The sequence below is a fragment of the Enterobacter cloacae complex sp. P38RS genome (assembly GCF_014930775.1).
In the GTDB taxonomy this organism is placed as follows: Bacteria; Pseudomonadota; Gammaproteobacteria; order Enterobacterales; family Enterobacteriaceae; genus Enterobacter; species Enterobacter bugandensis.
This window is the reverse complement of sequence record NZ_JADBRS010000001.1, coordinates 678,099-704,239: the sequence shown is the minus strand read 5'-3', so window position 1 is coordinate 704,239 and position 26,141 is coordinate 678,099. Positions and strand designations below refer to the sequence as shown.

31 protein-coding genes are annotated in these 26,141 nt (G+C 57.6%); 10 read left to right on the top strand and 21 right to left on the bottom strand.

The features are described from left to right. Positions 1–47: 47 nt before the first annotated feature. Both IM303_RS03455 and IM303_RS03450 read right to left on the bottom strand, forming a co-directional pair. Positions 48–449, bottom strand: a complete 402-nt coding sequence (locus IM303_RS03455; RefSeq protein ID WP_028013054.1) for a VOC family protein — start codon at positions 447–449, stop codon at positions 48–50. Positions 450–548: 99 nt separating this feature from the next. After that, positions 549–1,130, bottom strand: a complete 582-nt coding sequence (locus tag IM303_RS03450; protein WP_193359587.1) for a TetR/AcrR family transcriptional regulator — start codon at positions 1,128–1,130, stop codon at positions 549–551. A gap of 103 nt (positions 1,131–1,233) precedes the next feature. On the opposite strand from IM303_RS03450, the gene IM303_RS03445 reads away from it, so the two are divergent. The 3 genes from IM303_RS03445 (at position 1,234) to IM303_RS03435 (ending at position 3,059) form a co-directional block, all read left to right on the top strand. Continuing rightward, positions 1,234–1,701, top strand: coding sequence for a nuclear transport factor 2 family protein (locus IM303_RS03445; RefSeq protein ID WP_048998459.1), 468 nt, complete (start codon positions 1,234–1,236; stop codon positions 1,699–1,701). 90 nt (positions 1,702–1,791) lie between these two features. After that, positions 1,792–2,385: a TetR/AcrR family transcriptional regulator gene (locus tag IM303_RS03440; RefSeq protein ID WP_048998458.1), complete on the top strand. Its 594-nt coding sequence runs from the start codon at positions 1,792–1,794 to the stop codon at positions 2,383–2,385. Between the two features lie 74 nt (positions 2,386–2,459). Continuing rightward, the gene (locus tag IM303_RS03435; protein ID WP_193359586.1) at positions 2,460–3,059 is read left to right on the top strand and encodes an NAD(P)H-dependent oxidoreductase; all 600 of its coding nucleotides are present in this window, start codon (positions 2,460–2,462) and stop codon (positions 3,057–3,059) included. Between the two features lie 50 nt (positions 3,060–3,109). On the opposite strand, the gene IM303_RS03430 is transcribed toward IM303_RS03435, so the two are convergent. Continuing rightward, entirely contained in the window at positions 3,110–3,586 is a 477-nt protein-coding gene (locus tag IM303_RS03430; RefSeq protein WP_028013049.1) for a WbuC family cupin fold metalloprotein, read from the bottom strand. A 293-nt stretch (positions 3,587–3,879) separates the two neighbouring features. Between IM303_RS03430 and IM303_RS03425 the strand changes: the two genes are divergently transcribed. Further along, entirely contained in the window at positions 3,880–4,350 is a 471-nt protein-coding gene (locus tag IM303_RS03425) for a hypothetical protein (RefSeq protein ID WP_193359585.1), read from the top strand. Positions 4,351–4,392: 42 nt separating this feature from the next. On the opposite strand, the gene IM303_RS03420 is transcribed toward IM303_RS03425, so the two are convergent. Then, positions 4,393–5,319: a LysR substrate-binding domain-containing protein gene (locus tag IM303_RS03420; RefSeq protein WP_045261411.1), complete on the bottom strand. Its 927-nt coding sequence runs from the start codon at positions 5,317–5,319 to the stop codon at positions 4,393–4,395. A 186-nt stretch (positions 5,320–5,505) separates the two neighbouring features. On the opposite strand from IM303_RS03420, the gene IM303_RS03415 reads away from it, so the two are divergent. Next, positions 5,506–5,943, top strand: coding sequence for a VOC family protein (locus IM303_RS03415; RefSeq protein WP_048959105.1), 438 nt, complete (start codon positions 5,506–5,508; stop codon positions 5,941–5,943). Between the two features lie 45 nt (positions 5,944–5,988). Here IM303_RS03415 and IM303_RS03410 read toward each other — a convergent pair whose 3' ends face one another. Both IM303_RS03410 and IM303_RS03405 read right to left on the bottom strand, forming a co-directional pair. Continuing rightward, positions 5,989–6,882, bottom strand: coding sequence for a dihydrodipicolinate synthase family protein (locus IM303_RS03410; RefSeq protein ID WP_193359584.1), 894 nt, complete (start codon positions 6,880–6,882; stop codon positions 5,989–5,991). Between the two features lie 21 nt (positions 6,883–6,903). After that, entirely contained in the window at positions 6,904–7,599 is a 696-nt protein-coding gene (locus IM303_RS03405) for a B3/4 domain-containing protein (RefSeq protein WP_193359583.1), read from the bottom strand. A 43-nt stretch (positions 7,600–7,642) separates the two neighbouring features. Here IM303_RS03405 and IM303_RS03400 point away from each other — a divergent pair, with 43 nt between their 5' ends. After that, positions 7,643–8,245: a helix-turn-helix domain-containing protein gene (locus tag IM303_RS03400; protein ID WP_048998449.1), complete on the top strand. Its 603-nt coding sequence runs from the start codon at positions 7,643–7,645 to the stop codon at positions 8,243–8,245. Between the two features lie 127 nt (positions 8,246–8,372). Next, positions 8,373–8,993 carry a LysE family translocator gene (locus IM303_RS03395; protein WP_193359582.1) on the top strand — a complete coding sequence of 207 codons (621 nt, stop codon included), beginning with the start codon at positions 8,373–8,375 and terminating at the stop codon, positions 8,991–8,993. Positions 8,994–9,046: 53 nt separating this feature from the next. Here IM303_RS03395 and IM303_RS03390 read toward each other — a convergent pair whose 3' ends face one another. Beyond that, positions 9,047–9,841 (bottom strand): helix-turn-helix domain-containing protein, encoded by a 795-nt coding sequence (locus tag IM303_RS03390; protein WP_028013041.1) that lies wholly within the window; start codon positions 9,839–9,841, stop codon positions 9,047–9,049. Positions 9,842–9,950: 109 nt separating this feature from the next. On the opposite strand from IM303_RS03390, the gene IM303_RS03385 reads away from it, so the two are divergent. Further along, positions 9,951–10,742, top strand: a complete 792-nt coding sequence (locus IM303_RS03385) for a sulfite exporter TauE/SafE family protein (RefSeq protein WP_032674705.1) — start codon at positions 9,951–9,953, stop codon at positions 10,740–10,742. 117 nt (positions 10,743–10,859) lie between these two features. Here the strand turns inward: IM303_RS03385 and IM303_RS03380 are convergent, their stop codons facing one another. Continuing rightward, positions 10,860–11,342 (bottom strand): glutathione peroxidase, encoded by a 483-nt coding sequence (locus IM303_RS03380; RefSeq protein WP_028013039.1) that lies wholly within the window; start codon positions 11,340–11,342, stop codon positions 10,860–10,862. Positions 11,343–11,478: 136 nt separating this feature from the next. On the opposite strand from IM303_RS03380, the gene IM303_RS03375 reads away from it, so the two are divergent. Beyond that, positions 11,479–12,750 carry a serine hydrolase gene (locus IM303_RS03375; protein WP_192971023.1) on the top strand — a complete coding sequence of 424 codons (1,272 nt, stop codon included), beginning with the start codon at positions 11,479–11,481 and terminating at the stop codon, positions 12,748–12,750. Here the strand turns inward: IM303_RS03375 and paaY are convergent. The 13 genes from paaY to paaA form a co-directional block, all read right to left on the bottom strand. Continuing rightward, the gene (gene paaY, locus IM303_RS03370; protein ID WP_028013037.1) at positions 12,659–13,255 is read right to left on the bottom strand and encodes a phenylacetic acid degradation protein PaaY; all 597 of its coding nucleotides are present in this window, start codon (positions 13,253–13,255) and stop codon (positions 12,659–12,661) included. The genes IM303_RS03375 and paaY overlap by 92 nt on opposite strands. Positions 13,256–13,264: 9 nt before the next feature. Then, on the bottom strand, positions 13,265–14,200 hold the full coding sequence (gene paaX / locus IM303_RS03365; RefSeq protein WP_021241337.1) for a phenylacetic acid degradation operon negative regulatory protein PaaX: 936 nt from the start codon (positions 14,198–14,200) through the stop codon (positions 13,265–13,267). Positions 14,201–14,284: 84 nt separating this feature from the next. Beyond that, positions 14,285–15,601: a phenylacetate--CoA ligase PaaK gene (paaK, locus tag IM303_RS03360; RefSeq protein ID WP_193359581.1), complete on the bottom strand. Its 1,317-nt coding sequence runs from the start codon at positions 15,599–15,601 to the stop codon at positions 14,285–14,287. 27 nt (positions 15,602–15,628) lie between these two features. Further along, entirely contained in the window at positions 15,629–16,834 is a 1,206-nt protein-coding gene (pcaF, locus tag IM303_RS03355) for a 3-oxoadipyl-CoA thiolase (protein WP_193359580.1), read from the bottom strand. Then, entirely contained in the window at positions 16,834–17,256 is a 423-nt protein-coding gene (gene paaI, locus IM303_RS03350) for a hydroxyphenylacetyl-CoA thioesterase PaaI (RefSeq protein WP_028013034.1), read from the bottom strand. The genes pcaF and paaI overlap by 1 nt, the downstream gene beginning before the upstream one ends. After that, entirely contained in the window at positions 17,246–18,670 is a 1,425-nt protein-coding gene (paaH, locus tag IM303_RS03345; protein ID WP_192971021.1) for a 3-hydroxyacyl-CoA dehydrogenase PaaH, read from the bottom strand. The genes paaI and paaH overlap by 11 nt, the downstream gene beginning before the upstream one ends. Before the next feature lies 1 nt (position 18,671). Beyond that, entirely contained in the window at positions 18,672–19,460 is a 789-nt protein-coding gene (paaG, locus tag IM303_RS03340) for a 2-(1,2-epoxy-1,2-dihydrophenyl)acetyl-CoA isomerase PaaG (RefSeq protein WP_193359601.1), read from the bottom strand. Continuing rightward, entirely contained in the window at positions 19,460–20,227 is a 768-nt protein-coding gene (gene paaF, locus IM303_RS03335; protein ID WP_192971020.1) for a 2,3-dehydroadipyl-CoA hydratase PaaF, read from the bottom strand. Before paaF ends, paaG begins: the two co-directional genes overlap by 1 nt. After that, complete coding sequence (paaE, locus tag IM303_RS03330) at positions 20,224–21,294, bottom strand: 1,2-phenylacetyl-CoA epoxidase subunit PaaE (RefSeq protein WP_192971019.1); 1,071 nt, start codon at positions 21,292–21,294, stop codon at positions 20,224–20,226. The genes paaF and paaE overlap by 4 nt, the downstream gene beginning before the upstream one ends. Positions 21,295–21,301: 7 nt before the next feature. Further along, complete coding sequence (gene paaD / locus IM303_RS03325; protein WP_028013029.1) at positions 21,302–21,799, bottom strand: 1,2-phenylacetyl-CoA epoxidase subunit PaaD; 498 nt, start codon at positions 21,797–21,799, stop codon at positions 21,302–21,304. Positions 21,800–21,810: 11 nt separating this feature from the next. Continuing rightward, entirely contained in the window at positions 21,811–22,557 is a 747-nt protein-coding gene (gene paaC, locus IM303_RS03320) for a 1,2-phenylacetyl-CoA epoxidase subunit PaaC (RefSeq protein ID WP_192971018.1), read from the bottom strand. Between the two features lie 8 nt (positions 22,558–22,565). After that, positions 22,566–22,853: a 1,2-phenylacetyl-CoA epoxidase subunit PaaB gene (gene paaB / locus IM303_RS03315; RefSeq protein WP_192971017.1), complete on the bottom strand. Its 288-nt coding sequence runs from the start codon at positions 22,851–22,853 to the stop codon at positions 22,566–22,568. Between the two features lie 12 nt (positions 22,854–22,865). Continuing rightward, complete coding sequence (gene paaA / locus IM303_RS03310) at positions 22,866–23,795, bottom strand: 1,2-phenylacetyl-CoA epoxidase subunit PaaA (RefSeq protein ID WP_041910193.1); 930 nt, start codon at positions 23,793–23,795, stop codon at positions 22,866–22,868. A 285-nt stretch (positions 23,796–24,080) separates the two neighbouring features. Between paaA and paaZ the strand changes: the two genes are divergently transcribed. After that, positions 24,081–26,123 (top strand): phenylacetic acid degradation bifunctional protein PaaZ, encoded by a 2,043-nt coding sequence (gene paaZ, locus IM303_RS03305; RefSeq protein WP_192971016.1) that lies wholly within the window; start codon positions 24,081–24,083, stop codon positions 26,121–26,123. The last annotated feature ends 18 nt before the right edge of the window (positions 26,124–26,141 follow it).

The window sequence follows — 26,141 nt, the reverse complement described above, 5'->3', positions numbered from 1 at the left end:
GAAGCGTGCACGACGAAAGGCGAATGACACATCATTTATGGTGATATTCACGGTTGCGCATTCTGATAAAGATCCCAGCGGTTGCCGTAAATATCTTCAAACACCACCACCGTACCGTACTCTTCCTCACGCGGTTCTTCGCAGAAATGAACGCCTTTTGCTTTCATGGCATGGTAATCGCGCCAAAAGTCATCCGTCTGAAGGAACAGGAAAACTCTGCCACCGCTTTGATTACCGATAAAACCTTCCTGCCTTTCGTTAGAGGCACGAGCCAGCAGGATATTGCAGTCGCTTTCCGGGTTGGGTGAGACGACTACCCAGCGTTTCCCCGGTTGGGGCGTATCCTCTACGAGGGTAAAACCCAGCCTGTCGGTGTAGTATTCAATGGCGCGATCGTAGTCATCAACCACGATAGCCACGCATCCCAGGCATCGTTTCTGCGTTCTCATATTTTTCGTTTCCTTTGCATAAATAGCTTACCGATTCGGTGAGTCGATATTCCAGCTACCGTAATACTTGCTCCACGCCGCTTGCGGCAGATTCAGGACTTATTTCTGACCGGTCAACGCCTCTAACCCACTTTTTAACACATTTATTACCGTCTCTGAATCCATGCCCATTTGTGCATGAATAATGGCGCCGTCAATAAGCAGCGTGATTTCATTGACGACGCGCTCATCAGCGATCTTCGTCAGCGACGCAATCATATTTTTAGTTTCGATTTTATGATCGCGGCATATCGCTTTTATTTCGCTTTCTATATCCTCGGATTTGGCTTCTGCGCTGGCATTAATAAACGCGCAGCCGTGGAACTCGGGCGAAATAAACCATTCATAAAGGGTTGCAGATATCGCATCAGAAGGTATTTCGCCTTCATCAAGATGTCGACGCAGCGTGGTCTCAAACCAGTTAATCCATATTTCATGTCGATAGTGCAGGTAGGCGAGAATAAGTAAACTTTTACTCGGAAAATGGCGATAAAACGTCACCTTGGTCACCTTCGCCTCTTTAATCAGCGTATCCACCCCCGTCGCCCTGAAGCCATTAGAATAAAACAGATCGTGCGCCGTCAGTAATATTTTATCCCTGACGCTGATTTTTGCTTCGTTGCCTGCGTGCTCGGTTTTCACTTTTCGGTAGCCTCAAAACGGATGTTGACAGCGTTATTTTTCAGGCATAGATTAGCGTAAGTAGACAGACCTGTCTACATCATATAACACTGAGGTTATCGCTATGAACACTCGTCCTCCATTACCGCCCTTCACTCGCGAAAGCGCCATCGAAAAAGTCAGACTGGCCGAAGATGGCTGGAACAGTCGCGACCCGGCAAAAGTCGCGCTGGCCTACACGCTGGACACCCAGTGGCGAAACCGCGCGGAGTTCGCCACCAACCGCGAGGAAGCCCAGGCGTTTCTGGCGCGGAAATGGAAAAAAGAGCTGGATTACCGCCTGATTAAAGAGCTCTGGGCATTTACGGACAACCGGATCGCGGTGCGCTATGCCTATGAATGGCATGATGATTCCGGCAACTGGTTCCGCTCGTACGGCAATGAAAACTGGGAGTTCGAAGCGGACGGACTGATGAAGCGTCGTTTTGCCTGCGTAAACGACATGCCGATAAAAGAATCTGAACGCCTGTTCCACTGGCCGCTGGGCAGACGCCCGGACGATCACCCTTCTCTGAGCGATCTGGGGCTATAAAGTGCCGGATCCGCTCTGTGGAACAACGGGTGCAGCAGCCTGCCGAAAACGTGTAAACTACCATGAGTAGATAACAAAACCGAGGAAAGCATGGTTGTTAAGCGCTTAAGAAAAGAGGATCGCCGCGTGCAGCTGCTGGAGGTTGCGCGAGGGATCGTGCGTCAGCAAGGCACGGAGGCGTTGACCCTTGGCTATCTGGCAGAACGGGCCAACGTGACCAAGCCTATCCCCTACGACCACTTTGGCGATCGTGAGGGGCTGCTGATGGCACTGTATCAAGACTATAGCGATCGGCAGCTGGCGAAATTCAGGGAGACGCTGGCGGTAGACAGCAAAACCCTGGACAAGACGATCCGCTTTTTCAGCGCCGCCTATATCGACTGCGCCATTACCGCCGGGCCGGAAACCGGGCCGATTGCGGCGGCGCTGTCCGGCTCCCGCGCATTGCAGACGTTCCGCGAGGCGTGCGTGGCTGAATGTGCCGACTGTCTGCGTACCGCGCTGTCCCCGTTCCTCGTGCTGAAAGGCGTTCAGGGAGAAGCGGCGCTGACGGCCATCATTGGTGCGGCGGAGGCGCTCAGCACCTCGGCGGGCAACGGCGTGCTCGCCCGGAATGTGGCAGAAGATATGCTCTGCGGCGTCATGACCGGGGTGCTTGAGACCTACGCGAATAGCACAAAATGATCGCCGGGGGCGGATTGACACCTAAGTTACCAATAGTAATATAGGTATCACTTCTCCCCCATCTGGAGGTCGCTATGTCTGCAACCCATGCCATTAAAAACGCGCTGATCGTGACGGCACACCCGATCGACAATTCGTTATCCAATACGCTGGCAGCTCGTATTGCCGGGATATTACGCGAGGAAGGTACGCAGATTGAGATCGCCGATCTGCATGCTGAAGGGTTTAATCCGGCGATGACCCGCGCCGATCTCGATTTGTATCACGGCGATCCGAGCGCCCTCACCGACGATATTCTGCGCGAGCAAAAGCGCGTCGAGCGCGCGGATATGCTGGTATTCGTCTTCCCGGTGTACTGGTGGTCGGTTCCCGCGCTGTTGAAAGGCTGGTTCGATCGCGTGTTAACCCTGAACTGGGCGTATAAGGTGGCCGACGACGGCCGGATTGTGGGCAACTTACGTGATGTTCCCGTCCGCCTGATTGCCACCGGCGGTAGCGATCTTACCGGCTTCGACAAACACGGCTATTCGACGGCGATTCAGACGCAGATAATCGAAGGGGTATTTGGCTTCTGCGGGTTGAAGAACGTTAAGCTCGAAATCCTTTACCAGGCAGACACGGCTACGCCCGAGCAGGTTGAGGAATTCCTGCAAAGACTCGGCGGCATCCAGTAAACCATACGGTTCTGGCGCGCTTTCTGCGCGCCGGGAACACTACAGGAAAATTACAGGGTAAAACGCCTATCACCCACCTGCGCCTGGGCGTACCATTTCATCAACTCTACAGTACCTGGCGCGTTCTCAGCAGGCGACCACGGGGCGGTATCGTGCTCAGGCACGGGCTGATACGCCCCGTGTTTTACCTCAAAAATGACGCCGCCTTTATCCAGCGACAGCACGGCATGCCAGGTTCCGGCATCCATCTCCAGGACTTTACACTCTTCGCCTAACACCACGCGCCGGGTCACGTTTCCGCTGTCGTCAAAATTCAGCACCAGAAAGCGACCGCTCAGCGCCGTCAGCAGTTCAAACGTGTGCGGATGGCGATGGGGGCGGACATAGGTACCGGGTTCCATTGCAATGGCCAGGCGCTGCACCGGGTCGCTCAGGTCAGGGTGTAAATTACGGTGTGCGCGTAAGCGAGGAGAATGTGCGGCCTGCTCGCTTTGCTGCTGCAGGTCACTAAAAGTAATTTGTTTCATATAAGCCTTTGAGAATGTGGCGATTAACGGCAAGCCGATTGCTGCACGACGTTATACCATCCTGAAAAGCCGATAAGCTAAGGCATTTGTGAAACAAAACGCTGCCGTGAGAGGATCTGAAATGTTGGAGCCCAGAGCGCCACATTGAGTAAAACTCACATTAATGCCAACTATTTATCGTTTTTCAAACATAACCGCACTGAAATACCATCCATTTACCCCTGGTATACCGCTGTCAAAAACAGATAGCGACGTAAAAACAATAAATAATAATGTGCGGATATGGAGCACCTATGACACTCGATGTTTTATTCCATTTATTGAAAACCCTCTCACCAGAAAAAAGCACCGCTGATGAAAAAATACCTGCGCTAATCACCTTACTTTCCTCAGAAAGTCATCGTTCAGAAGCGCTTTCGCCATTTATACATCGACTGCACCTGCTCTCATTTGCCCAGAACACTCCTGGCAATGCCGAGGAGCTACTCTCAGCACATATTACAAAAGACGTCGGACTCTTACCCCAGCCTGACTTCGCGGACTGGCCGCGGGTGCGTTACGCCGAGTCCGGTGAAATACAGACGCCGGAATCAGAAGAGTATTTTCGTAAAATGACCTCGGCTGCCAATGTGCTACGTTCTTCGCTGATCGACGAAGAGCGCGCAAAGGGGACGCCAGCGCTTTATATTCTGGATAAATTACTTAACCTGAATAGCGCACTGCCGGAAAGATATAAAAAGATGGCGAATATACCCTACGCGTAAACTTATTAAACAGGATAGTCCGTAAGGAATATCCTGTTTAATTTAAGACAGCCGCTTTTCATTATACTCAAGACAGACGATATCCAGCGAAGGAACGACCGGCGAATTGAGGTTAAGCCAGGCCAGCAACCGTTCAATACTCTGTCCTCTGAGCGAATTTTTCGGCCAGACAAGATAGTAACCGTCCCCTGTTGCTATCGCCTCCCGGAAGGGCAGCGCGAGCAGGCCGCTTTTCAGCGCGTCGAGCGTGAGCCGGAGATCGGCCATCGCCACGCCGTGTCCGTGCATGGCCGCAAGGCTTCCCTGCTCCAGGGTGTCGAACACGATCCCACCGCTCATGTCGAGGCCGGGGAATAAGCCCGTCCTTTTCAGCCAGCGCTTCCAGTCCCGTCGGTCCGGTGACGGATGAATAAGATCGCACTCAGGAAGCTGATGCCGGGCAGGCTCGAGCAAAGACGGCGTACAAACCGGAATAAGCCATTCGCTGAACAGCAGCCTGCTCTCCGTTGATTCGCCGAAATAGCCGTTACCGAGGAGGATCGCACAATCGTAGGGCTCGCGGCTGAAGTCAACGGTGTCGAAGTCCATCCAGACGCTGGCGATTTCGATTTTCGGCTTCGCATGATTCTCCCGAAAGGATTTAAGCACATTGAGAAGCCATCGCATCGTCAGGGTGCTGGGGGCCTTGAGGCGCAGAAGATGGTTTTCACTTTTGAATGCGCGACAGGCCCACTCAATATTCGAGAAACTTTCGCTAAGCTGCCCGGCCAGAATACGCCCGGCGTCGCTGACTTCCACTCTCGGTCCCTGCCGTTTAAACAGCTCGCAGTCGAACCACATCTCAAGCGTGCGGACATGCCTGCTGACCGCCCCCGGCGTGATATTCAGGACTTCAGCCGCTTTGCTGAACGAGTTCAGCCGTGCGGCAACTTCGAACGCGCGCAGCGCATACAGTGGCGGTAAAGACATACATTCCCTTTTTGGAAGGTGTAATCATACAGTTTTTGTATTATCGGCACACGGCGACGTCAGCCAACATTTTTTATCGCCGAGGCGTCCAGCTGAGGTATGCCGATGATCCTGGCCTGGGTGGTGATGAAGATAGCTACTTTGCGATAATCTCTGTTCAGACTAACAGAAAAGAGGATGTTTTAAGTGCTGGCTTATATCACGATAGGGACAAATGACTTTCAGCGCGCCGTGAACTTTTATGACGCTATTTTTAACGTGCTGGGCTATACACGTCTGCCCGCCTGGACTGATAGCTGGGCAATGTGGGGAAACGAAAATCATCCGGATGACGAATTTAGCTTCTGCATTTGTCCTCCTTTTGACCAGCAACCCGCGACGGCGGGAAACGGGACAATGTTCGCTTTCAGAGCAGATAACGCGGACATTGTCAGACGCTTCCATGCAGCGGGCCTCCGTGCGGGTGGGAAAAATGAAGGCGTACCCGGTATACGAACCGCCTACGGCCCCGACTTTTATGTTGCCTATCTGCGCGATCCTGACGGGCATAAACTGGCGTGCGTTTGCCAGCATTATTCTCCTGATGCAGATAAGCTATCAGGCGAAGAAGAGTCACTTCAATAATAAAATTTTGCTGTAAGGACCGGTAGACACCCAGTCCTGCGGAGATCACTTCAGCTCCAGCGTGCTTATCACATGGGCAATATCCGCGATGTCGCCAGCTGACAATGGTTGCAGAGGTCGAGGCAGGCAATCCATGTCGGTAAGACCAAGCACGCCAGCCGCAGCGGCAATAACGCGAATACTTCCGCCATGTTTACGGAACAGCAACCACAATGGCTCAAGGCGGGTTGTCAGGGCTGTAACGCGTTGACGATCGTTTGCCGCCGCGGCTTCAGTGATTTGTTTCGCCATCTCAGGGAACAGACCGCCACACACGGAATACCACACTTCACAACCGGCGTTTAATCCCAGTCCCGCATAAGCGTCGCCACTGATACCGATTGTTACGCCAGGATGCAGATGTTGACGTAACGCCTTCACCCGCTCAGTTGCTGCAGCGGGGCTATTCGGGACGCCAGGGATCTTGACCGAGCGAACACCCTCAAGTGATGAGAGACGACCGTGGAGTTCATCCGTAAAGGTAAAATGCGTCGTGCCCGGATTATCATAGATACACACCGGTACAGACACGTGCCGGGTAACGGTCTCAAAGAGTGAGAAGACTTCTTCGTCACGGAGTGGCTGGTAGCTGACCGCCGGGAGTAACAGCGCATTTGCACCAGCGGCCTGTGCATCATCTGCCAGATGCAGAATGGCATCGGTACTGACCGCTCCCACACACACCATCACGGGGATGTTCCCTGCATGCTGTTTGGCCAGCGTTGCTACGCGCTTGCGCTGCTCCCGGGTGAGATAGGCGTAGCTTCCGGTTGACCCCAGGATGCCCATTGAATCAACCCGAGCGTCTGTAAGACGGGAAAGGATATGGCTGAAACCCTTTTCATCCACGCCGCTGGCGGTGACTGGGGTTAATGGAAATGCCGACAAGCCGGTAAACATACATGTTTCTCCTGAAGGATATTACTGCTGTGGTTCTTCGATGAGAGCAACGTCAAACCACAGACCGGGCATCATTTTTTCCAGGCCGTCGGTCAGCATTTTTCCGGCTTCGTGAAGCATCTCCAGCGGCATCTGCGGGAGACTCTCCAGAATGAACCACATTTGCTGCGCTTCCACGCCTAAGCGGGTTCTGATCCCCTGTCGCCAGTTCCAGCGACGGCAGGTCACGCCGATATCATCACACCAGATAACCTCGCCTTGTGAAGGATACTCAACGGTGGTCTCTCCCTCTTTGACCGTATCAAAAGGTTCTGTTCCTTTGGCCACAGTCAGACGCGGCGCCCCCTGATAGGCAGAGAGATCCTCTCCACCAACCGGAACGGCATAGCGGAGACTGACGGCATTATAAAGATCAACGACAGGATCGAGCGCTGGCATCGTTCCGTCACGTAAGACGCGCTTGCGTAACGCATCCGCTGAGCAAGGGGTGCGTTTAGGTTTAGCCCCAAATTTTTGAAAAACGTCGGCCCATGCCGCCAGATGAGAATCCGCCCAGGCAGGCTCACCGGCCAGAACCGCCTCACAGGCTTCTCGCAGCGCCGTTTCTCCAGTGCCGGGATTAAGCACTGGTGCAGCTTTTATGCAGATACTGAGCGCCCGAAAACCGGGAGCAATACGATAAATTTCAGGAGAAATTGACGGAGATACTGTTAACACGTGATAATCCTGTAATGACCAATTTATTCCATGATAATGACCAATGACCAAAAAAGTCAATTTAATGACCGATGCAAATTCGATCGCCAGCTCCGTGAATGAAGCCGTATCGCAGCGAATTAAACTGTATCGTAAGCAAAAGAAAATCTCCCTTGATGAACTCTCGCGTCAGGCGGGTGTAAGTAAGGGAGCGTTGGTTGAGATAGAGGGATGCCGGGCGAATCCCAGCATTGCCCTGTTATGTCGCCTGGCTGCCGCGATGGGGGTTTCGGTGGCTGATTTTGTGGATGTCAGTGCCAAACCGACCGTGCATCTCATTGCTGAAGATGAGATCCCAGAATTGTGGCAAGGTGAAACAGGCGGGAGAGCAAGATTGCTCGCAGGATCGGGCGGCCCTGATATGACCGAGCTCTGGATGTGGGAAATGCAGCCCGGGGAAAAGTTTGCGTCACCCGGCCACGCGGAAGGAACGCTAGAACTGTTTTATGTTCAGTCGGGCACGCTCACACTCGGCGTACAGGATCACGTGTATCAGGTAAAAACTGGCTGTTCGGCAACTGCCAGAACGGACGTTCCTCATTTCTATGAAAACCGGGAGAAGGACCCATTGGTATTCATCATGACAGTGCATGAGAAAGCGTCCTGAGTTGTAGCCCGGTATGCCAGCAGGGCTTTTCTCATTAAAGCAATTTACAATTTATTCACATAACTGCCTTTGTCTAATTGATTGGCGCAAAGTAAGGGGGTAACATCCACTCTTTCGGATAAAGAAAATGTCTGTTACTGATTCTCTCCTTGCCTTCTCTCTCGCGGCACTACTGCTCACCCTCACTCCGGGCCTGGATACGGCACTCATTCTACGAACGGCATGTGCTGAAGGTGGAAAGAAGGCTTTTCAGGCAGCTCTTGGAATTGATACTGGCTGTTTTATCTGGGGCGCACTTGTTGCGCTGGGACTGGGAGCGCTGCTGGCGGTGTCAGAGCTCGCTTATACCATGCTGAAAATTTGTGGTGCGACTTACCTTTGCTGGCTGGGTTTACAACTGCTGAGGCGGCCACGTTCATCTTTCAATCACGGCGATGGCGTTAATCCTTCAGCGGGGAACTGGTTTATAAAAGGAATGCTGGGAAATGTACTCAATCCTAAAATGGGTATTTTCTATGTCTCTTTTTTACCTCAATTCATACCTGCCGGACATTCCCCCTTTGTATGGACTTTTATACTTGTCAGCATTCATGTCGCAATAGGGACAATGTGGTCAGTCACGCTCATTTTATCCACGCACTTTGCATCAGCCATACTGAAGAAAAGCAGTGTTATCAGGGGAATGGACAGAGCTACAGGAGGATTGTTTTTGTGCTTTGCAGCTAAACTTGCACTCAGCACAAGATAACCTGATTAACGCTAACACAGCTCAGAACGTCCGCTGTGGTCACATAACTGATGTTATGAACGGTGCCCTGTGAAGCTTTTGAAATCAAGCCGATAATACGAAGGCGGCTGTCCCGTGACACGGCGGAACATCGTGGCGAAAGATGATGCATTGTCGTATCCGAGAGTGAGTGCCACTTCATTCACCGGTTTACCTGTTATCAGCAACGTCAGCGCACTGACGACACAGGCTCGCTGTCGCCATGCAGAAAATGACATGCCGGTTTGCCGTAAGAAAAGTCGACGAAAGGTACTGGCGCTCATAAACAGCGTACTGGCCCAGCGCTCAGCAGGATCATGGATTGAGGGGTTGAGTAAAAACGCCTGACAAAGAGCCAACAGAGCCGGATGTTGTGGCAGCGGAATATCGAATTCGCGAACCGGCATTTCCGCCAGTTCCAGTAACAGCAGATTTACCAGCGCACGGTCGCGTGCGCTGTCATACATCAGCGGCAAATCCACGGCATCAAGCAACAACTGACGTAACAATGGCGATACGCTGATCACCTTACAGTGTCGATACTTAATCGATCCCGTCACGCATGTTGGTTCAATATATAAGCTACGCGTGGTCACACCTACAAACCGGACAGCGTGAGGGGTTTCGGGTGGGATCCATACTGCATGTTGTGGGGGAACAACCCACTCTCCGTTACAGGTTGAGACGTACATGAGACCCGTTGCACCATACAGCAGCTGCGCGCGGCGATGTTGGTGTTGTGGCAGTATAAATCCCTGCGCATAGTCATTGCCTAACGCCACCACTTCACGATCGAGCTTATCGACATCTTCAATTTTTACGTTGCGCACACCGGTCTCCGTCTGAACGATTTACAAAGGTAATTGAGCGCTGCGCAAATGGGAAGCAGGATGCTACCGGTATAAGCTGCTCGCTCATTTTCAGGTCGGGGATATTCTCTTGAACGATATCGCAATTATTGCACTGGCAGGCTTTACTACCGGTATCACCACGGTGCTCTTTGGTTTTGGGGGCGGTTTTGTCGTGGTGCCATTTGTTTATCAACTGATGCTGCGGCAGTCTGAGCTGGCAGGAAACGCCATGCATATCGCGGTTGCTACCTCAACGGCGGTGATGATTTTTAACGCGGGCTGGGTCAGCTACCGAAACTGGCGCGCCGGCAAACTTTCAGCGCAGACATTGTTCCCATTATTATGGTTTATCGCTATCGGGGCTGTCGTGGGTTCCTGTCTGGCGGGAGTCTTCAGCGAGAATATTGTTCGCGCACTGTTCATTCTTTATATGCTGGTAACCATTGGCGATTGTTTGTTGCGCAAAGGTTTTTTTAGCTGCAGTTCCCCGCGTCGCTTGTCACTTTCAGTGGTAACGGGCGGCGGAGTGATCATCGGCATGATAGCCGCATTGCTGGGCGTGGGTGGCAGCGTGATGACAGTGCCATTATTACGGCGACACGGCTATGCGATGGGTGAATGTATTAGCGCTTCTAACCCGCTTTCTCTGCCTGTCGCGCTGTGTGGTGCCGTGACGTATGCGGTCATTGGTTGGCAAAATATTCCGGTGAGCGGATTTCTCGGTTTTATCAGCCTGAAAATTTTAGGCCTGTTGGTACTGACGGGCTGGGCTGGAATAGTTTTTAGCCGTCGGGTTATACCTGCTTTACCTGACATATGGCACGCACGAATCTATGTAATACTGCTGTGCCTGGTGCTACTGGCGATGCTGCTCCAGTAAACCCATCCATCGCGGCGACTACTGGGCTACCTGTACCAACGTCCGCTCCTGGCACAGAGCGGACATAATGAATTTCGGCTATACCCGGCAAATGGATGGCTCTGGCGACAAAAACACTCACCTTCCCAGTGCCGCAACAATTGCCCCCTCCATTTTCTCTGGCGTCGTCATCGGTGCAAAACGCTTGAGCGGCTTTCCGTCGCGTCCGACCAGGAACTTGGTAAAGTTCCACTTGATCCGCCCACCCAGCACGCCAGGCAATTCGCTTTTCAGATAACGAAACATCGGATGTGCTTCAGCGCCATTGACCTCAACTTTCCCGAACATGGGAAAACTGACGCCGTAGTTAATGTAACAGGTCTTTGAGATTTCATCGGCGTCGCCGGGTTCCTGCTTACCGAACTGGTTGCAGGGGAAGCCCAGCACCACTAACCCTTGTTCGGCGTATTTCTTGTATAGCGCTTCGAGACCCGCATACTGGGGCGTAAAGCCGCACTGGCTGGCGGTATTGACGACCAAAACCACCTTCCCCGCATAGTCGGCCATTGAGATAAGACTGCCATCCAGGCGGGTGGCGGTAAGCTGATGAAAGCGTGTCATGCTGAAATCCTCAAAGCAGGCCGAAAAGCCGCTATGACCACCCACGCGGCGGCCTCCGTACAGAAAGTTTACATTCAAACAGGCTAAGTGTGATACATTCCCGCCGCGCCAATGACCACCACACTCGCTATCAGGTATGCAGAACATCACAAAAAAAATTCGCTGGCTTCTGCTTGCTATCCCATTCCTCAGCGGTTGTGGCACGCTCTCGCAAATGTCCTCCCCGGAAGATACCCAGGAACTCCTCACCCATGAATCGCTGGATGGCGACGTTGACAGCGTGGTGCGTCACTACATGGCACAAAAGTCGGTTCCAGGAATGACGGTCGCGGTAATCCATAATCACGGCTCACCTCAGTTTTACACCTGGGGCGTTACCGATGCGGTCAACCGCTACCCGGTCAGGCCCGATACCCTGTTTGCGCTCGGCTCGCTCAGCAAAGGGATCACGGCGGAAGTGGTGGCCTGTCTGGTGAGTGAGGGGCAACTGAACTGGAACGACAGCCTGGCGACATTGCTACCGCCGGGAACGCCGCTAAGTAAGGATGCACAAAAAATCACCCTGCTGGAGCTGGTAACCCACACCTCCGGCCTTCCGCGCCAGAATATGGATGTTCCGATGCTCGGAAAATTCATCCGCTACTTAGGCACGGGTGATAATTTCTACGGTGAACTGGACAGCGATAACGTGCTGCGTTATCTGGCGAACTGGCGCGCGCCGAGAGATAAAACGCCGCAATACTCGAATACCGGCTACGCCCTGATTGGCTATATCCTGAAGCACAAAACCGGCGAAGATATTCAGAGTTTAGCGTCACGCTATATTTTCCGTCCGCTGCACATGGTTAACAGCAGCTTTACGCCCCAGAAGCTCAAAGGATACCCCCAGCGGGCGCTCGGCCACGCGGGCGATCAGCCAAAATTCATCCCGCGCGGGCAGCTGACGCCAGACTGGCATTTTTCCAACAACATGGTGGCGGCAGCAAGCCTGTACAGTAACGCCGAAGATCTGGCGGCCTATGCCCGCTATCACGTCTCTACGACCCACAATCCCTTGCTGGACAGCGTCTTTGACGAAGTCAGAAATACCGATATTCAACGCCCCGACGGGGTGCAGGGCATTGCCTGGACCACCGACTTTATCGGTCTGGAAAAAATCACCTATCAGGTCGGCTATATCGGCGGCTACTCCAGCTTCATCGGCTATGACAAAGAGAAAGGCAATGCGGTGGTGGTGCTGCAAAATATCTTTAACTGGAGCAACTATATTGGCATCGCGCTACTGATGGATATGGCGAAAAAAGACGGCCTTACCGCTACATCGCCGACTTCGGCCTTAAGTTCTCGTCAAACGCCAGCCGTTTCCGGTCAGGCTCAGCCTCGCGCAGCGGCTCAACCTGGTGCATAGTTAGCTTGCAGCGCTCCACCAGCACCTGATACTCCCGCGTGCCCTGCCGCTTCCACGCCATCTCCTGCTCGCTCAGCTCGCGAATCGCTTTCGCCGGGCTGCCAATAATCAAGTGGTTGGCAGGCATCTCCGCTTTCGCCTTCACGAACGCCGCCGCGCCGACGATGCTGTTTTCACCAATCACTGCCCCATCCATCACCACCGCGTTCATACCCACCAGCGCGTTGCGGCGGATGATGCAGCCGTGCAGGATGGCGCTGTGGCCGATATGCCCCTCTTCCTCCACCACCGTGTCCTGCTCCGGGAAACCGTGCATCACGCAATTATCCTGAATGTTCGCGCCATCTTTCACCACGATACGGCCAAAATCACCGCGCAGGCTGGCATTAGGGCCAACATAAACGCCTTTACCCAGAATTACGTCGCCAATCAGCACCGCCGTTGGGTGAACATAGCTTTCGTCAGGTACCACCGGCGTCAGACCGTCAATTTGATAAACTGGCATCTTCACTCCTTATGCGCTTGTAAGACCACCAAAGCGTTGATAGTAGAGCGTGCCGGGCACGGGCAGTTCACCCACGGAGGTTTCGCCCTTCTCGCTGACAAACGCCAGCGCCCCCGGCGCGACACGCTGATAGATATTAATGCAGAGCTGTCGGGCGCTTTGCCCCGCCCAGTGCGCGGGCAGTAACTCCTCCGGCAACAGTGGGTCTTTCAGCACCACGCGGCGATAAAAGTGAATCAGCAGCAGCTGGATCTGGAAGCAACGCTCCGGCGTCAGCTCCTCCGGCGCGGCCTCCTTCAGCAGAGGCAGCAGCGGGCGGAACGAGTTGATAAACGACTCGTACATCGCGTTTTGCTCGGTTAACTGCCAGCACTCTTCCACCCGCGAACGCAGCGCGGCGCGGGAGAGCGCCAGCGGCGAGTGGGCTTCGAAGAAGATCACGTTTTCCGCCACGCCGGCATCATGAAGCAGGGACTGCACGTCCGCCAGATGCTGGGACGGCGAGGCCATCAGGCTCGGTGCCAGCGTGCCAAATCCTTGCCAGATGAGCTGTTTTTTCACATCCGCGAGCGTAGTTTTATCCAGCCCTTCGGAAAGCAGCAGCAGCCATTTGCCGTCCCAGGCGGGCAGCTCTGCGCGATAAATCTTATTCTCCGCGCGACGCGTCAGCCGCAGCCCCTTATCGCTCAGGCGGTAAAAGCTGCGTCGCCCGATGCGGGAGACGTCCAGCCAGCCCTCTTTGTTGAGGCGAAACAGCGCGGTGCGCACGAAGCGCTCGCCAAATCCCATGCCTTCCAGTAAGGCGGCCAGGCTGCCGAGCCAAATCTCGCCGCCGCGGTGGGAAAGCGCGTCACCGTATAACGAGGAGATAAGCGACGTTCCGCTGACGGGAACCGAGCTGACCGCGTGCTGGATAAAGGCATCGAGTTTATTCATGTGATTCATTCTGTTGTTATTTTTGTCCTGGATGAATCATAGCATAAGTCCCTCACCCTGGCCCTCTCCCCAAAGGGGAGATGGCCAGGTGTTTTAACCGTTAGCCGCAACTTTACGCAGATCAAACACCCGGCAGGCTTTCCCCTCCGAGCGCGGGATGCTGCCGCAGTTCACAATCATCACGTCGGTGGAAATCCCGACCATCGACTTTATGCGGTGGCGCAGCTGGTGGCACACCTGGCAACGCTGCTCGTGCGTCAGCGTTAAGCTGCTCTCTTTCAGCTCCACCTTCACGGAAAGTGAATCAAGATGCCCACGACGATTCACCTCCAGCTGATAGTGCGGAGAAAGGTGTTCGAACTTCACGATCTCCTCTTCCAGCTGCGACGGGAAAACGTTGACGCCGCGGATGATCAGCATATCGTCGCTGCGTCCGCCGATCCGGTCCATACGGCGCATGCTGCGCGCGGTTGCCGGTAGCAGGCGCGTCAGGTCGCGGGTGCGGTAGCGGATCACCGGCAGCGCCTCTTTGGTCAGCGTGGTGAACAGCAGTTCGCCCTGCTGGCCGTCATCCAGCGGCGTGCCGTCGTTCGGGTTGACGATCTCCGGGTAGAAATGATCTTCCCAGATGGTTGGGCCGTCGGCGGTTTCGATACACTCCATCGCCACGCCCGGCCCCATCACCTCGGAGAGGCCATAAATATCCAGCGCCGTAATGCCTAAGCGTTTTTCGATTTCGCGACGCATGGCCTGCGTCCACGGCTCCGCGCCGAAAACGCCAACGCGCAGTGAGCAGGCGCTGGCGTCGCCGCCCATCTGGCGCTCCAGCTCCTCAATCAGGTTGAGGCAGTAGGACGGCGTCACCATGATCATGTCCGGCTGGAAATCACGGATCAGCTGCGCCTGTTTCTCTGTCTGGCCGCCGGACATCGGGATCACCGTCGCCCCCAAACGCTCGGCGCCGTAGTGTGCGCCCAGCCCGCCGGTAAACAGGCCATAGCCATAGGCCACGTGAATTTTGTCCTTCGCGCTGCCGCCCGCCGCGCGTAGGGAGCGCGCCACCAGGTTGGCCCAGTTATCGATGTCGCCCTGCGTGTAGCCGACAACCGTCGGTTTGCCGGTGGTGCCGGATGACGCGTGAATGCGCACCACCTGCTCCATCGGCACGGCAAAGGTATCAAAGGGGTAGTTATCCCGCAGGTCCTGCTTGGTGGTGCACGGGAACTTACGGATATCCGCCAGCTCGTTGAAATCATCAGGGTGAACGCCCGCAGCATCAAACTTGCGTTTGTACATCGGCACGTTGTTATAGGCGTGGTGCAGCGTCCATTTCAGACGCGCGGTCTGCAGCGCCTGCAGTTCGTCAAGGGAGGCCGTTTCAATCGGATCAAGCTTTGTTGTATTTGTCATTGTAGGGTACTCACATTGTTTTTATGCTCAAACACGCTCAAGGATCATGGCAATGCCCTGACCCACACCGATGCACATCGTACACAGCGCGTAGCGCCCGCCGCGTCGGTGCAGTTCATTACTCGCGGCCAGCGCCAGTCTGGCGCCGCTCATCCCCAGCGGGTGACCAATCGCTATCGCGCCACCGTTCGGGTTGACGTGCGCGGCATCATCCGGCAATCCCAACTGACGCAGCACGCCCAGCGCCTGCGCGGCGAAAGCTTCGTTGAGCTCGATCACGTCCATCTCGTTAATGCTGAGTCCGGCGAGCTCCAGCACCTTGCGCGTGGCCGGTACCGGGCCGAGTCCCATCAGACGTGGCTCCACGCCTGCCGTCGCCATCGCCACGATCCGCGTGCGCGGGACCAGCCCCTGCGCCAGCGCCATCTGCTCGCTGGCGACGATCAGCGCCGCTGCGCCATCGTTGACGCCGGAGGCATTTCCCGCCGTGACCACCCCATTCCTGCGGAACGGCGTTTTTAGCCCGGCAAGCTGCTCAAGCGTGGTGTCCGCGCGGGGATGTTCATCCTCGCTGAACTCGTTGACCGCCCCTTTTTTCCCCGGCACCTGCACCGACACAATCTCCTGCGCCAGAATGCCGTTCTGCTGCGCCTGCGCGGTACGCTGCTGGCTGCGCAGCGCGAACGCGTCCTGATCGGCACGGCTGATATTTAACAATTCCGCTACATTCTCTGCCGTTTCCGGCATGCTGTCAGTTCCGAATTGCTGATGCATGAGCGGATTCACAAATCGCCAGCCGATGGTGGTATCAAAGATCTCCGCCTGTCGCTGGAACGCGGCAGTGGCTTTGCCCATCACAAACGGCGCGCGGGACATGGATTCCACGCCGCCCGCAATCAGCAGGTCGCCGTCGCCCGCCTTAATGGCGCGTGCGGCAAAACCAATCGCGTCCAGCCCCGACCCGCACAGGCGGTTAATGGTGGTTCCGGACACCGTCTGCGGCAGCCCTGCCAGCAGCGACGACATACGCGCCACGTTGCGGTTATCTTCACCCGCCTGGTTCGCGCAGCCGAAGATCACGTCGTCAATTCGCTCCAGATCGAGCTGCGGATAGCGGGCCAGCAGCGCGCGCAGCGGCACGGCGCCGAGATCGTCAGTCCGAACGGCGGAAAGCGCCCCGCCGTAGCGCCCCACCGGGGTTCGAACGCCATCACAAATAAATGCGTCACGCATCAGGCCTCTCCTGTCACATTGCCGCCGATGCGGTGAGATTTTCCGCGAAAAAGGGCGACGGTTTTCTGTTGCTGGTTCTGAATTTCAATGTCGTACACGCCGGTCAGCCTGCCCTGATGCTTCACCCGCGCGGTGGCGGTAAGCGTGTCCCCGGCAAAGCCCGGACGCAGAAAGTCAATCGAACAGCCGGAGGCCACCGCCGCCAGCCCCTGACTGTTGCAGGCGTAGGCAAAGGCGGTGTCTGCCAGCGAAAACAGCTGTCCGCCGTGGCAGGTTTGGTGGCCGTTGAGCATCTGCGGTGTGATGGTCATGGACACCACCGCGTAGCCGTCGTCCATATCGACAATGTCCATCCCCATCGCCTGCGCGCAGGCGTCTCGTTCATACATGGCGCGGGCGTTGTGCCAGGCGTTATGACTCATAGCTACTCTCCAGAAGCGCGCGCTGGCGCAGCAGGGAACAGGGGCGATAGCGTTCTTCGCCGTAATGACGCTGCAGGTTCTCCAGCAGCGTCAGCAGGCGCTGCCAGCCCAGACGCTCACCCCAGGCGATCGGCCCGCTCGGGTAGTTGACGCCCAGGCGCATGGCGGTATCGATGTCCTTCTCGCTGGCGACCCCTTTTTGCAGAGCATCCAGCGCTTCGTTGGCAATCATCGCCACCGTGCGCCAGACCAGCAGGCCGGGATAATCGGCAATCTGCACCACCCGAAGCCCCTGCTGCTGCAGGTAGCGGATGGCCTTTTGCGTCGCCGTATGCGGGTTGCTGGCGGCTGCGGCGATGACCGCGACGTCGCGCTCGATGCGGTCTACTACAACCACCGGTCCGTTGAGCCGCAGCGCCAGCGCCTGCGCGGTTTCGCCCTGCGTTTCAATCAAGTACACATCATCAATTTCTGTGACACTGTCACGCTTTCTTTCCACGCGCATCGGGCTGTAGCTGTCGTTCACGGTATCAGCCCAGCGCACCCCGGGCCTGTCGCCCTGCCAGTCATAAACGCCCTTCCCGCTTTTTTTGCCCAGCCTGCCAGCCAGCACCAGCTCCTGCTGGACCAGCGAGGGCAGAAAACGACGCTCCTGCCAGAAGGCGTTAAATACCGAGCAGGTCACCGCGAAGTTCACGTCCTGACCAATCATGTCGGTCAGCTCCAGCGGGCCCATCGGGAAGCCACCGCCTTCGCGCAGGGCGGCGTCAATCACCTCCGGCGCGGCCACCTGCTCTTCCAGCGCGCGCCAGGCCTCGGAATAGAACGGACGCGCGACGCGGTTGACGATGAACCCCGGCGTTGACTGGCAGCGCACGGGCTGCTTGCCCCAGTTCAGCGCCAGCTCGCACAGCGCGTCGGCCACTTCCGGGGAGGTTGCCAGCCCGCTCACCACCTCCACCAGCTTCATGACCGGCGCCGGGTTGAAGAAATGCAGCCCGGCGACGCGCTCCGGATGGTGGATGTCCGCCGCAATCGCCGTGACGGAGATCGAAGAGGTATTGCTTGTCAGCACCGTCTGCGGCGGGCAGATTTCCGCCAGCTGCGAAAACAGCGCCTTTTTAACCTCCAGCCGTTCCGAGGCCGCTTCAATCACCAGTTCGGCCGCGGAGAGCGCGTCGATATCCGTGACGGGAAGCAGCCGGGCGAGGATCTGGCTCCCGGCATCGGCGGAGAGTTTTCCGCGCGTCACCCGGGAGGCCAGACGCTGGCGGATCCCCTCGATAGCGCGGGATATCGCATCGCTGGAAATATCGTAGAGCAGCACCTGATGCCCGTGGCTGGCCGCCACTTCTGCAATCCCCGCGCCCATCGTGCCGCTGCCAATCACGGCGACAGTCCGTATGTTGAGCATCTTATTTCCCCGTAAAGTTAGGCGCGCGCTTCGCGAGGAAAGCGCTGACGCCCTCGCGGTAGTCGTCGCTGCGACCGGCCAGACGCTGATAGTCGCGCTCCAGGTCAAGCTGCGCGTCGAGGGTGTTGGTTTCCGCAGCATTGATCGCCTGCTTGATCAGGCCCAGGCCGAAGGTCGGCTGCGAGGCAAAGTGCAGCGCCATCTGCTGCGCCGTGGCGGAGAGCTGGTCGTCGTCCACCACCTGCCAGATCATCCCCCACGCCTGCGCCTGCTCGGCGCTGAGTTTGTCCCCGAGCAGCGCCAGCCCCATGGCGCGGGCGCGTCCGGCCACGCGCGGCAGCAGCCACGTGCCGCCGCAGTCCGGCACCAGGCCGAGCTTGCTGAAGGCCATCACGAAGTTGGCCGACCGGGCGGCAATCACCGTGTCGCAGCCGAGCGCCAGCGTAGCTCCCGCGCCAGCCGCCACCCCGTTAACCGCGCAGATGACCGGCTTCGGCAGCTTTGCCAGGCGGCGCACCAGCGGGTTGTAGAAGGTTTCGACAGACATTCCCAGATCCGGCGCCGGGCCGTTGGGGTCGACGTTACGGTCATTCAGATCCTGACCGGCGCAGAACCCGCGTCCTGCCCCGGTGATCAGCAGGCAGCGGATGGTGTCATCGCGCTCGGCCTGCTTCAGGCACTCGGCAAGCTGCTGGTGCATCACGTCGTTAAAGCTGTTCAGACGCTCCGGACGGTTCAGCGTAATGGTCATTACGCCCTGTTCTACGTGACTGAGAATAAATTCCACAATTAGCGTCCTTTAAAGTCGGGGGTGCGTTTTTGTAAGAAGGCGTCGATACCTTCCCGGCGGTCTTCGGTGGCGGAAAGCAGCGTAAACAGCTGGCGCTCCTGGGCCAGACCGGCCTGTAGCGGCACCTCCTGCGACTGCCGCAGCGCCTGCTTCGCCGCCTGCAGCGCCAGCGGAGAGTGTCGCGCCATCAGCGCCGCCTGCTTCAGGGCGTACTCCAGTGTCAGAGACGCCGGGAAGATATCGCTCACCAGCCCGGTGCCCAGCGCCTGCTCTGCGGTAATGCTCTCGCCGGTCAGCACCATTTTGCTGGCCAGGGATTTACCGACGCTGCGGATAAGACGCTGGGTGCCGCCCGCGCCGGGCATGATGCCCAGCGTGATTTCCGGCAGGCCGAAACGGGCGTTATCGCCAGCAATGATCACGTCGCACAGCAGCGCCAGCTCGCAGCCTGCGCCCAGCGCGAAGCCGTTCACGGCAGCAATCAGCGGTTTGTTAAACGCGTTAATGCGCGCCCATAGCTGCGGGCGGATATCGTTCAGGGTGGCGGGCAGGTCCTTCTCCGCCATTTCGTTGAGATCGGCCCCGGCGGCAAAGCAGCGCTCGCTGCCGTAAATCACGCAGACGGCGATGTCGGCATCCACGGCGGCAGCCTCAAGCTGTTCCGCAAGCTGCGCCAGCAGCGCATTGTTAAGGGCATTGCGCGCCTCCGGACGGTTCAGAGTCAGCTGCAGCACGCGGCCATGACGGGTAACAATCAGTTCGCTCATGCCATCCCCTTCGCGTCAAAGTCGACAATCACGTCGGCGGTTAACGGCAGCGACTGACAGCTCAGTACGTACCCGGCGGCCAGCTCGTCCGGCTCCAGGCTGTAGTTGGTTGCCATGTCCACCTTGCCGCGCAGCACTTTGCATTTGCAGGTGGCGCACACGCCGCCCTTGCAGGCATACGGCAGATCCGCTCCCTGACGCAGGGCAGCATCAAGAATGCTTTCGTCGTCCGCCGTCAGGGTGATTTCACGGTCGCGCCCGTCCTGGCGCACGGTCACTTTTTGACCCTCCGCCTGCACGTGCACCGCGCGCTTAACGGGGATTCCGGAGGTGTTAAAGCGCTCAAGGTGAATGGATTTTTCCGGCATCCCCAGCGCTTTCAGCGTCGCTTCGGCGTCGTCCATCATCGCCGACGGGCCGCAGATAAAGGCCTCGTCATACTGGCGGAAGTTGATCAGGGTTTTCGCCAGCGCCTGCAGCTTTTCCCCGTCGATGCGGCCATAGAGCAGGTCGCTGTCCAGCCGCTCCTGGCTGAAGATGGAGACCAGCTGCAGCCGCTGCGGGTATTTGTCCTTCAGGTCCGCCAGCGCCTGGCGGAACATCATGCTCTGGCTGCTGCGGTTGCCGTAGATCAAGCTGAAATGGCTGTTGGGTTCGGTTGAAAGCGTGGCGGAGATAATCGCCAGCATCGGGGTGATCCCGGAGCCTGCGGCAATTGCCAGGTAGTGGCCTTCGCGTTCAGCCTGCGGCTGGTAGCCAAACTGCCCTTGAGGAACCATCACCTCCAGCGCCATGCCCGCTTTGATCTCATCCCGGGCATAGCGGGAAAAGCGCCCACCGTCGATGGCTTTGACCGCCACGCTGATCTCACCCGGCGCGGTGCTGCGGCAGATGGAGTAGCAGCGGCGCAGCTCGTCTTCGCCCAGCGTCGTTTTCAGGGTCAGGTGCTGGCCGGGGCGGAAGCGGTAGGCCTCCTGCAACGCCTGCGGCACCGCGAAGGTGATGGTTACCGCGTCGCGGGTTTCGGGTTCCACTTTTGCCACTGTTAATGAATGAAACGTTGTCATGGCAGCCTCAAATACATTTGAAATAGTCGAAGGGTTCGCGGCAGGTATTGCAGCGGTAGAGCGCTTTGCAGGCCGTCGAGCCAAATTCACTGATAAGGGAGGTGTCGGTGCTGGCGCAGCGCGGGCAGCTCACCTCTGCCGGGGCGTGCGCGTGGCAGCTATGCCCCACCGGTGGGCTGATGCCGTACGCCCGCAGGCGCTCGCGCGCGTCGGCGGTCATCCAGTCGGTGGTCCAGGCAGGTTCAAGCTGGAGCACGATGTGCACGGGGGTGAAGCCGTGCGCGGTCATCGCCTCGCGGATCGCCCCCAGCAGGTGTTCCGTTGCCGGGCAGCCCGAGTAGGTTGGCGTGAAGCCAATCACCCAGCCTTCCCCCTGCGCCTTCACGCTGCGCACCATGCCTAAATCGGTGATGGTTAACACCGGCACTTCCGGATCGGGGATCTGGCTTAACAGCGACCAGATCTGCGGAATTTGCGCAGGCGCGATGTCGACGAGGCGTTGCATAGCGTTCTCCTTTACCACTGCTGACCGGGATACGCGCGCTGGAGATACTGCATTTCCGCCAGCATCGGACCCAGATGTTCGGTATGAAGCCCCTTCTTGCCCCCGGTGCGGTACGCCACCTCTGCGGGAACCTGCAGACAGGCTTCTTTCAGACCAGCAAACACTTCGCTTTCCCACGGCTGGCGCAGGGTTCGCGGATCCACCGCCACGCCAGCGTCAATCAGCTCAAGCTCGACCTCATCGGCGTCAAACAGCTCCGCCGTAAAACGCCACAGGCTGTCGATGGCCTGCTGCATTTTTTGCGCGGAGGTTTCGGTCCCGTCGCCCAGCCGCACCAGCCAGCCGCGGCTGAAGCGCAGGTGGTAGCGCGCCTCTTTGATCGCTTTGGCGGCGATGGCAGCAAGCTGGCCGTCGCTGCTCTGTGTCAGGCGTTCGTACAGCGCCACGTTCCAGGCATCCATCAGGTACTGGCGTGCAATCGTGTCGGCGAAGCTGCCGTTCGGCTGCTCCACCAGCAGGACGTTGCGGAACTGGCGCTCGTCGCGGCCAAACGCCAGCGTGTCTTCATCGCCCGGGCCTTCTAATTCCGCGGCATAGGTCAGAAAATTGCGCGCCTGCCCCAGCAGGTCGAGGCCGATATTGGCGAGCGCGAGGTCAATTTCCAGTTCAGGCGCGTGGCCGCACCAGGCGCCGAGACGCTGGGAGAGCACCAGACCGTTGTCGCCCAGGCGCAGGGCATAGGCAGTCACTGAGTTCATTCTTTGCCTCACATATGCTCGATGCCGTCAGGGATGGTGTAGAACGTCGGATGGCGGTAAACCTTGCTTTCCGCCGGGTCGAAGAAATCGCCGCTCTCTTCTGGCTGGGAGGCCACAATTTCACTCGCCTTCACCACCCAGATAGAACACCCTTCGCTGCGGCGGGTGTAGGCATCACGGGCATTTTCCAGCGCCATGCGATCGTCGGCGGCATGCAGGCTGCCCACGTGACGGTGCGATAACCCTTGTTTGCTGCGTACGAACACTTCGTACAGCGGCCAGTAGACATTGCTCATGGTTATTTCCTCTTATGCGGCCTGACGGGTACGTTGTTTTTCGGCGTGCGCCAGCGCGGCTTCCCGCACCCACGCCCCGTCGTCCCAGGCTTTGCGTTTCGCGGCCAGACGTTCGTGGTTACAGATGCCGCGCCCGTTAATGACCTCGTCAAACTCCTGCCAGTCGATCTCGCCGAAGCGGTAGTGACCGCTCTCTTCATCGAAACGCAGGTCCGGATCCGGCACCGTCATGCCGAGCATCTCCACCTGCGGCACCGTGTTGTCGACAAAGCGCTGGCGCAGCTCGTCGTTGCCAAAGCGTTTGATTTTCCAGGCCAGGCTGCGGGCGCTGTTCGGCGAGTTATCGTCGTTCGGCCCGAACATCATCAGCGCCGGCCACCAGAAGCGGTTGATGGCGTCCTGCAGCATCTGACGCTGATCCTCACTGCCCTGCGCCAGCGCCATGCAGGCTTCAAAGCCCTGACGCTGGTGGAAGCTCTCTTCTTTACAGATTTTCACCATCGCCCGGGCATACGGGCCGTAGGAGGTTCGGCACAGCGCCACCTGGTTGACGATGGCCGCGCCGTCCACCAGCCAGCCGATCACGCCGATATCAGCCCAGCTCAGGGTCGGATAGTTGAAGATGGAGGAGTATTTCATCTTGCCGTCGAGCATCTTCTGGTAGATGTCTTCCCGCGCGCAGCCCAGCGTTTCCGCCGCGCTGTAGAGGTAAAGCCCGTGTCCGGCTTCGTCCTGCACTTTCGCCAGCAGGATCGCTTTTCGGCGCAGCGTCGGCGCGCGGGCTATCCAGTTCCCTTCCGGGAGCATGCCGACAATTTCGGAGTGCGCGTGCTGACCAATCTGGCGGATCAGCGTTTTACGGTAGGCTTCCGGCATCCAGTCCTGAGGCTCAATCGCCGTCTCCTGCGCTATGCGCTGCTCAAACCGTTGTTCTTGCGTCACGTCATCACCTTTATGATTCGTTAGTTTGCAAATTAAAGCGAAATGTTGAATCACTTTGTTTTTTAAAAGTTACACAAAGGTTAAATATAACCCCAAGAATTGTTTCCCGGTTTTGTGATGCTGCTCGCAAGGCTTTTACGCCATGCCTTTTACAAAGCGCCTTTACGCGACGCGATTCATCCAGCCAGATCACAACGTTAACAATTCATTAAAAACACAGCTTGATTTTTATGATTCGCGATCAAACTATTAATAGTGAAATCACGAAACATTTGGAGATAAGCGATGCAGCAGTTAGCCAGCTTCTTGTCCGGTACCTGGCAGTCTGGCCGGGGCCGCGAACGCGCGATTCATCACGCCATCAGCGGCGAAGCACTCTGGGAAGTGACCAGCGAAGGGCTGGACATGGCGGCCGCCCGTCGCTATGCCATTGAGCATGGGGGCGAGGCATTGCGCGCCATGACCTTTATTGAACGTGCCGTCATGCTGAAAGCGGTGGCGAAACACCTGCTCGGCGAAAAAGAGGCGTTTTATGCCCTGTCCGCCCAGACGGGCGCGACGAAGGCGGACAGCTGGGTCGATATTGAAGGCGGCATCGGCACCCTCTTCACTTACGCCAGCCTGGGCAGCCGCGAGCTGCCGGACGACACGCTGTGGCCGGAAGATGAGCTAATCACCCTGTCGAAAGAAGGCGGCTTTGCGGCACGCCACGTTCTGACCTCGAAATCCGGCGTGGCGGTACACATCAACGCCTTCAACTTCCCCTGCTGGGGAATGCTGGAAAAACTCGCGCCGACCTGGCTTGCCGGGATGCCCGCCATCATCAAGCCCGCCACCGCTACCGCGCAGGTGACGCAGGCGATGGTCAAATCCATCGTGGACAGCGGACTGGTGCCGGACGGCGCCATCAGCCTGATTTGCGGCGGCGCGGGCGATCTGCTCGACCAGCTCGACAGCCAGGACGTGGTGACCTTTACCGGCTCCGCCAGCACCGGGCAAAGCCTGCGCGTGCACCCGAATATTGTGGCGAATTCGATTCCGTTCACCATGGAAGCCGACTCCCTGAACTGCTGCGTGTTGGGTGAAGACGTCACGCCGGAGCAGCCGGAGTTTGCCCTGTTCATTCGGGAGGTGGTCCGCGAAATGACCGCCAAGGCCGGGCAGAAATGTACCGCCATTCGCCGGATTATCGTCCCGCAAAGCCAGGTTGATGCCGTCAGCCAGGCGCTGATTGCCCGTCTGGAAAAGGTGGTGATGGGCGACCCGGCGCAGGAAGGGGTGAAGATGGGAGCACTGGTCAACGCTGAACAGCGCGCAGACGTGCAGGAGAAAGTGGATCGGCTGGTCGCCTCAGGCTGCCAGATCCGTCTGGGTGGCAAAGCGGATTTGCAGGCCGCGGGGGCGTTCTTCCCGCCGACCCTGCTGTTCTGCCCGCAGCCGGATGAAACCCCGGCGGTGCACGATACCGAAGCCTTCGGCCCGGTCGCCACGCTGATGCCGTATCGCAGTGCAGAGCACGCCATGCAGCTTGCCCGCGCGGGCGGCGGCAGCCTGGCGGGGACGCTTGTCACCGCAGACCTGAACATTGCCCGCCAGTTTATTGCCGGCGCGGCGCGCGCCCACGGGCGTATTCAGATCCTTAACGAAGAATCATCAAAAGAGTCTACCGGCCACGGCTCCCCGCTTCCTCAGCTAATGCACGGCGGCCCTGGCCGCGCGGGCGGCGGCGAAGAGCTGGGCGGCCTGCGCGCGGTGAAGCACTACCTGCAGCGCACCGCGATTCAGGGCAGCCCGACGATGCTGGCCGCCATCGGCAAGCAGTGGGTGCGTGGCGCAGCGGTGCAGGAAGATCGCGTCCATCCGTTCCGTAAATACTTTGAGGAACTGCAGCCGGGCGACAGCCTGCTGACGCCGCGCCGCACGCTGACGGAGGCGGACATCGTCAATTTTGCCTGCCTGAGCGGTGACCACTTCTACGCCCATATGGACAAGATCGGGGCGGCAGAGTCGATCTTTGGCGAGCGCGTGGTTCACGGCTACTTCCTGATCTCCGCCGCGGCGGGACTGTTCGTTGATGCAGGCGTCGGGCCGGTGATTGCCAACTACGGCATGGAAAACCTGCGCTTTATCGAGCCGGTCAAGCCGGGCGACACCATCCAGGTGCGTCTGACCTGCAAGCGCAAAACGCTGAAGAAACAGCGTACCGCCGAGGAAAAACCGACCGGCGTGGTGGAATGGGCGGTAGAGATTTTCAACCAGCACCAGCAGGCCGTGGCGCTCTACTCCATTCTGACGCTGGTGGCGCGCCAGCGGGGTGATTTCAGCTAACGTTCGCCCTCATCCTGC

Excerpts from the sequence above, each read along its gene's own strand:
- paaE (WP_192971019.1), bottom strand. The coding sequence starts at position 21,294 with ATGACAACGTTTCATTCATTAACAGTGGCAAAAGTGGAACCCGAAACC.
- IM303_RS03420 (WP_045261411.1), bottom strand. The coding sequence starts at position 5,319 with ATGTCTTTACCGCCACTGTATGCGCTGCGCGCGTTCGAAGTTGCCGCA.
- IM303_RS03425 (WP_193359585.1), top strand. The coding sequence starts at position 3,880 with ATGACACTCGATGTTTTATTCCATTTATTGAAAACCCTCTCACCAGAA.
- paaF (WP_192971020.1), bottom strand. The coding sequence starts at position 20,227 with ATGAGCGAACTGATTGTTACCCGTCATGGCCGCGTGCTGCAGCTGACT.
- IM303_RS03435 (WP_193359586.1), top strand. The coding sequence starts at position 2,460 with ATGTCTGCAACCCATGCCATTAAAAACGCGCTGATCGTGACGGCACAC.
- IM303_RS03380 (WP_028013039.1), bottom strand. The coding sequence starts at position 11,342 with ATGACACGCTTTCATCAGCTTACCGCCACCCGCCTGGATGGCAGTCTT.
- pcaF (WP_193359580.1), bottom strand. The coding sequence starts at position 16,834 with ATGCGTGACGCATTTATTTGTGATGGCGTTCGAACCCCGGTGGGGCGC.
- IM303_RS03400 (WP_048998449.1), top strand. The coding sequence starts at position 7,643 with ATGACCAAAAAAGTCAATTTAATGACCGATGCAAATTCGATCGCCAGC.
- IM303_RS03375 (WP_192971023.1), top strand. The coding sequence starts at position 11,479 with ATGCAGAACATCACAAAAAAAATTCGCTGGCTTCTGCTTGCTATCCCA.
- paaD (WP_028013029.1), bottom strand. The coding sequence starts at position 21,799 with ATGCAACGCCTCGTCGACATCGCGCCTGCGCAAATTCCGCAGATCTGG.
- IM303_RS03430 (WP_028013049.1), bottom strand. The coding sequence starts at position 3,586 with ATGAAACAAATTACTTTTAGTGACCTGCAGCAGCAAAGCGAGCAGGCC.
- IM303_RS03410 (WP_193359584.1), bottom strand. The coding sequence starts at position 6,882 with ATGTTTACCGGCTTGTCGGCATTTCCATTAACCCCAGTCACCGCCAGC.
- paaH (WP_192971021.1), bottom strand. The coding sequence starts at position 18,670 with ATGCTCAACATACGGACTGTCGCCGTGATTGGCAGCGGCACGATGGGC.
- paaX (WP_021241337.1), bottom strand. The coding sequence starts at position 14,200 with ATGAATCACATGAATAAACTCGATGCCTTTATCCAGCACGCGGTCAGC.
- paaY (WP_028013037.1), bottom strand. The coding sequence starts at position 13,255 with ATGCCAGTTTATCAAATTGACGGTCTGACGCCGGTGGTACCTGACGAA.
- IM303_RS03455 (WP_028013054.1), bottom strand. The coding sequence starts at position 449 with ATGAGAACGCAGAAACGATGCCTGGGATGCGTGGCTATCGTGGTTGAT.
- IM303_RS03440 (WP_048998458.1), top strand. The coding sequence starts at position 1,792 with ATGGTTGTTAAGCGCTTAAGAAAAGAGGATCGCCGCGTGCAGCTGCTG.
- paaI (WP_028013034.1), bottom strand. The coding sequence starts at position 17,256 with ATGAGTCATAACGCCTGGCACAACGCCCGCGCCATGTATGAACGAGAC.
- IM303_RS03395 (WP_193359582.1), top strand. The coding sequence starts at position 8,373 with ATGTCTGTTACTGATTCTCTCCTTGCCTTCTCTCTCGCGGCACTACTG.
- paaB (WP_192971017.1), bottom strand. The coding sequence starts at position 22,853 with ATGAGCAATGTCTACTGGCCGCTGTACGAAGTGTTCGTACGCAGCAAA.
- paaZ (WP_192971016.1), top strand. The coding sequence starts at position 24,081 with ATGCAGCAGTTAGCCAGCTTCTTGTCCGGTACCTGGCAGTCTGGCCGG.
- paaK (WP_193359581.1), bottom strand. The coding sequence starts at position 15,601 with ATGACAAATACAACAAAGCTTGATCCGATTGAAACGGCCTCCCTTGAC.
- IM303_RS03445 (WP_048998459.1), top strand. The coding sequence starts at position 1,234 with ATGAACACTCGTCCTCCATTACCGCCCTTCACTCGCGAAAGCGCCATC.
- paaC (WP_192971018.1), bottom strand. The coding sequence starts at position 22,557 with ATGAACTCAGTGACTGCCTATGCCCTGCGCCTGGGCGACAACGGTCTG.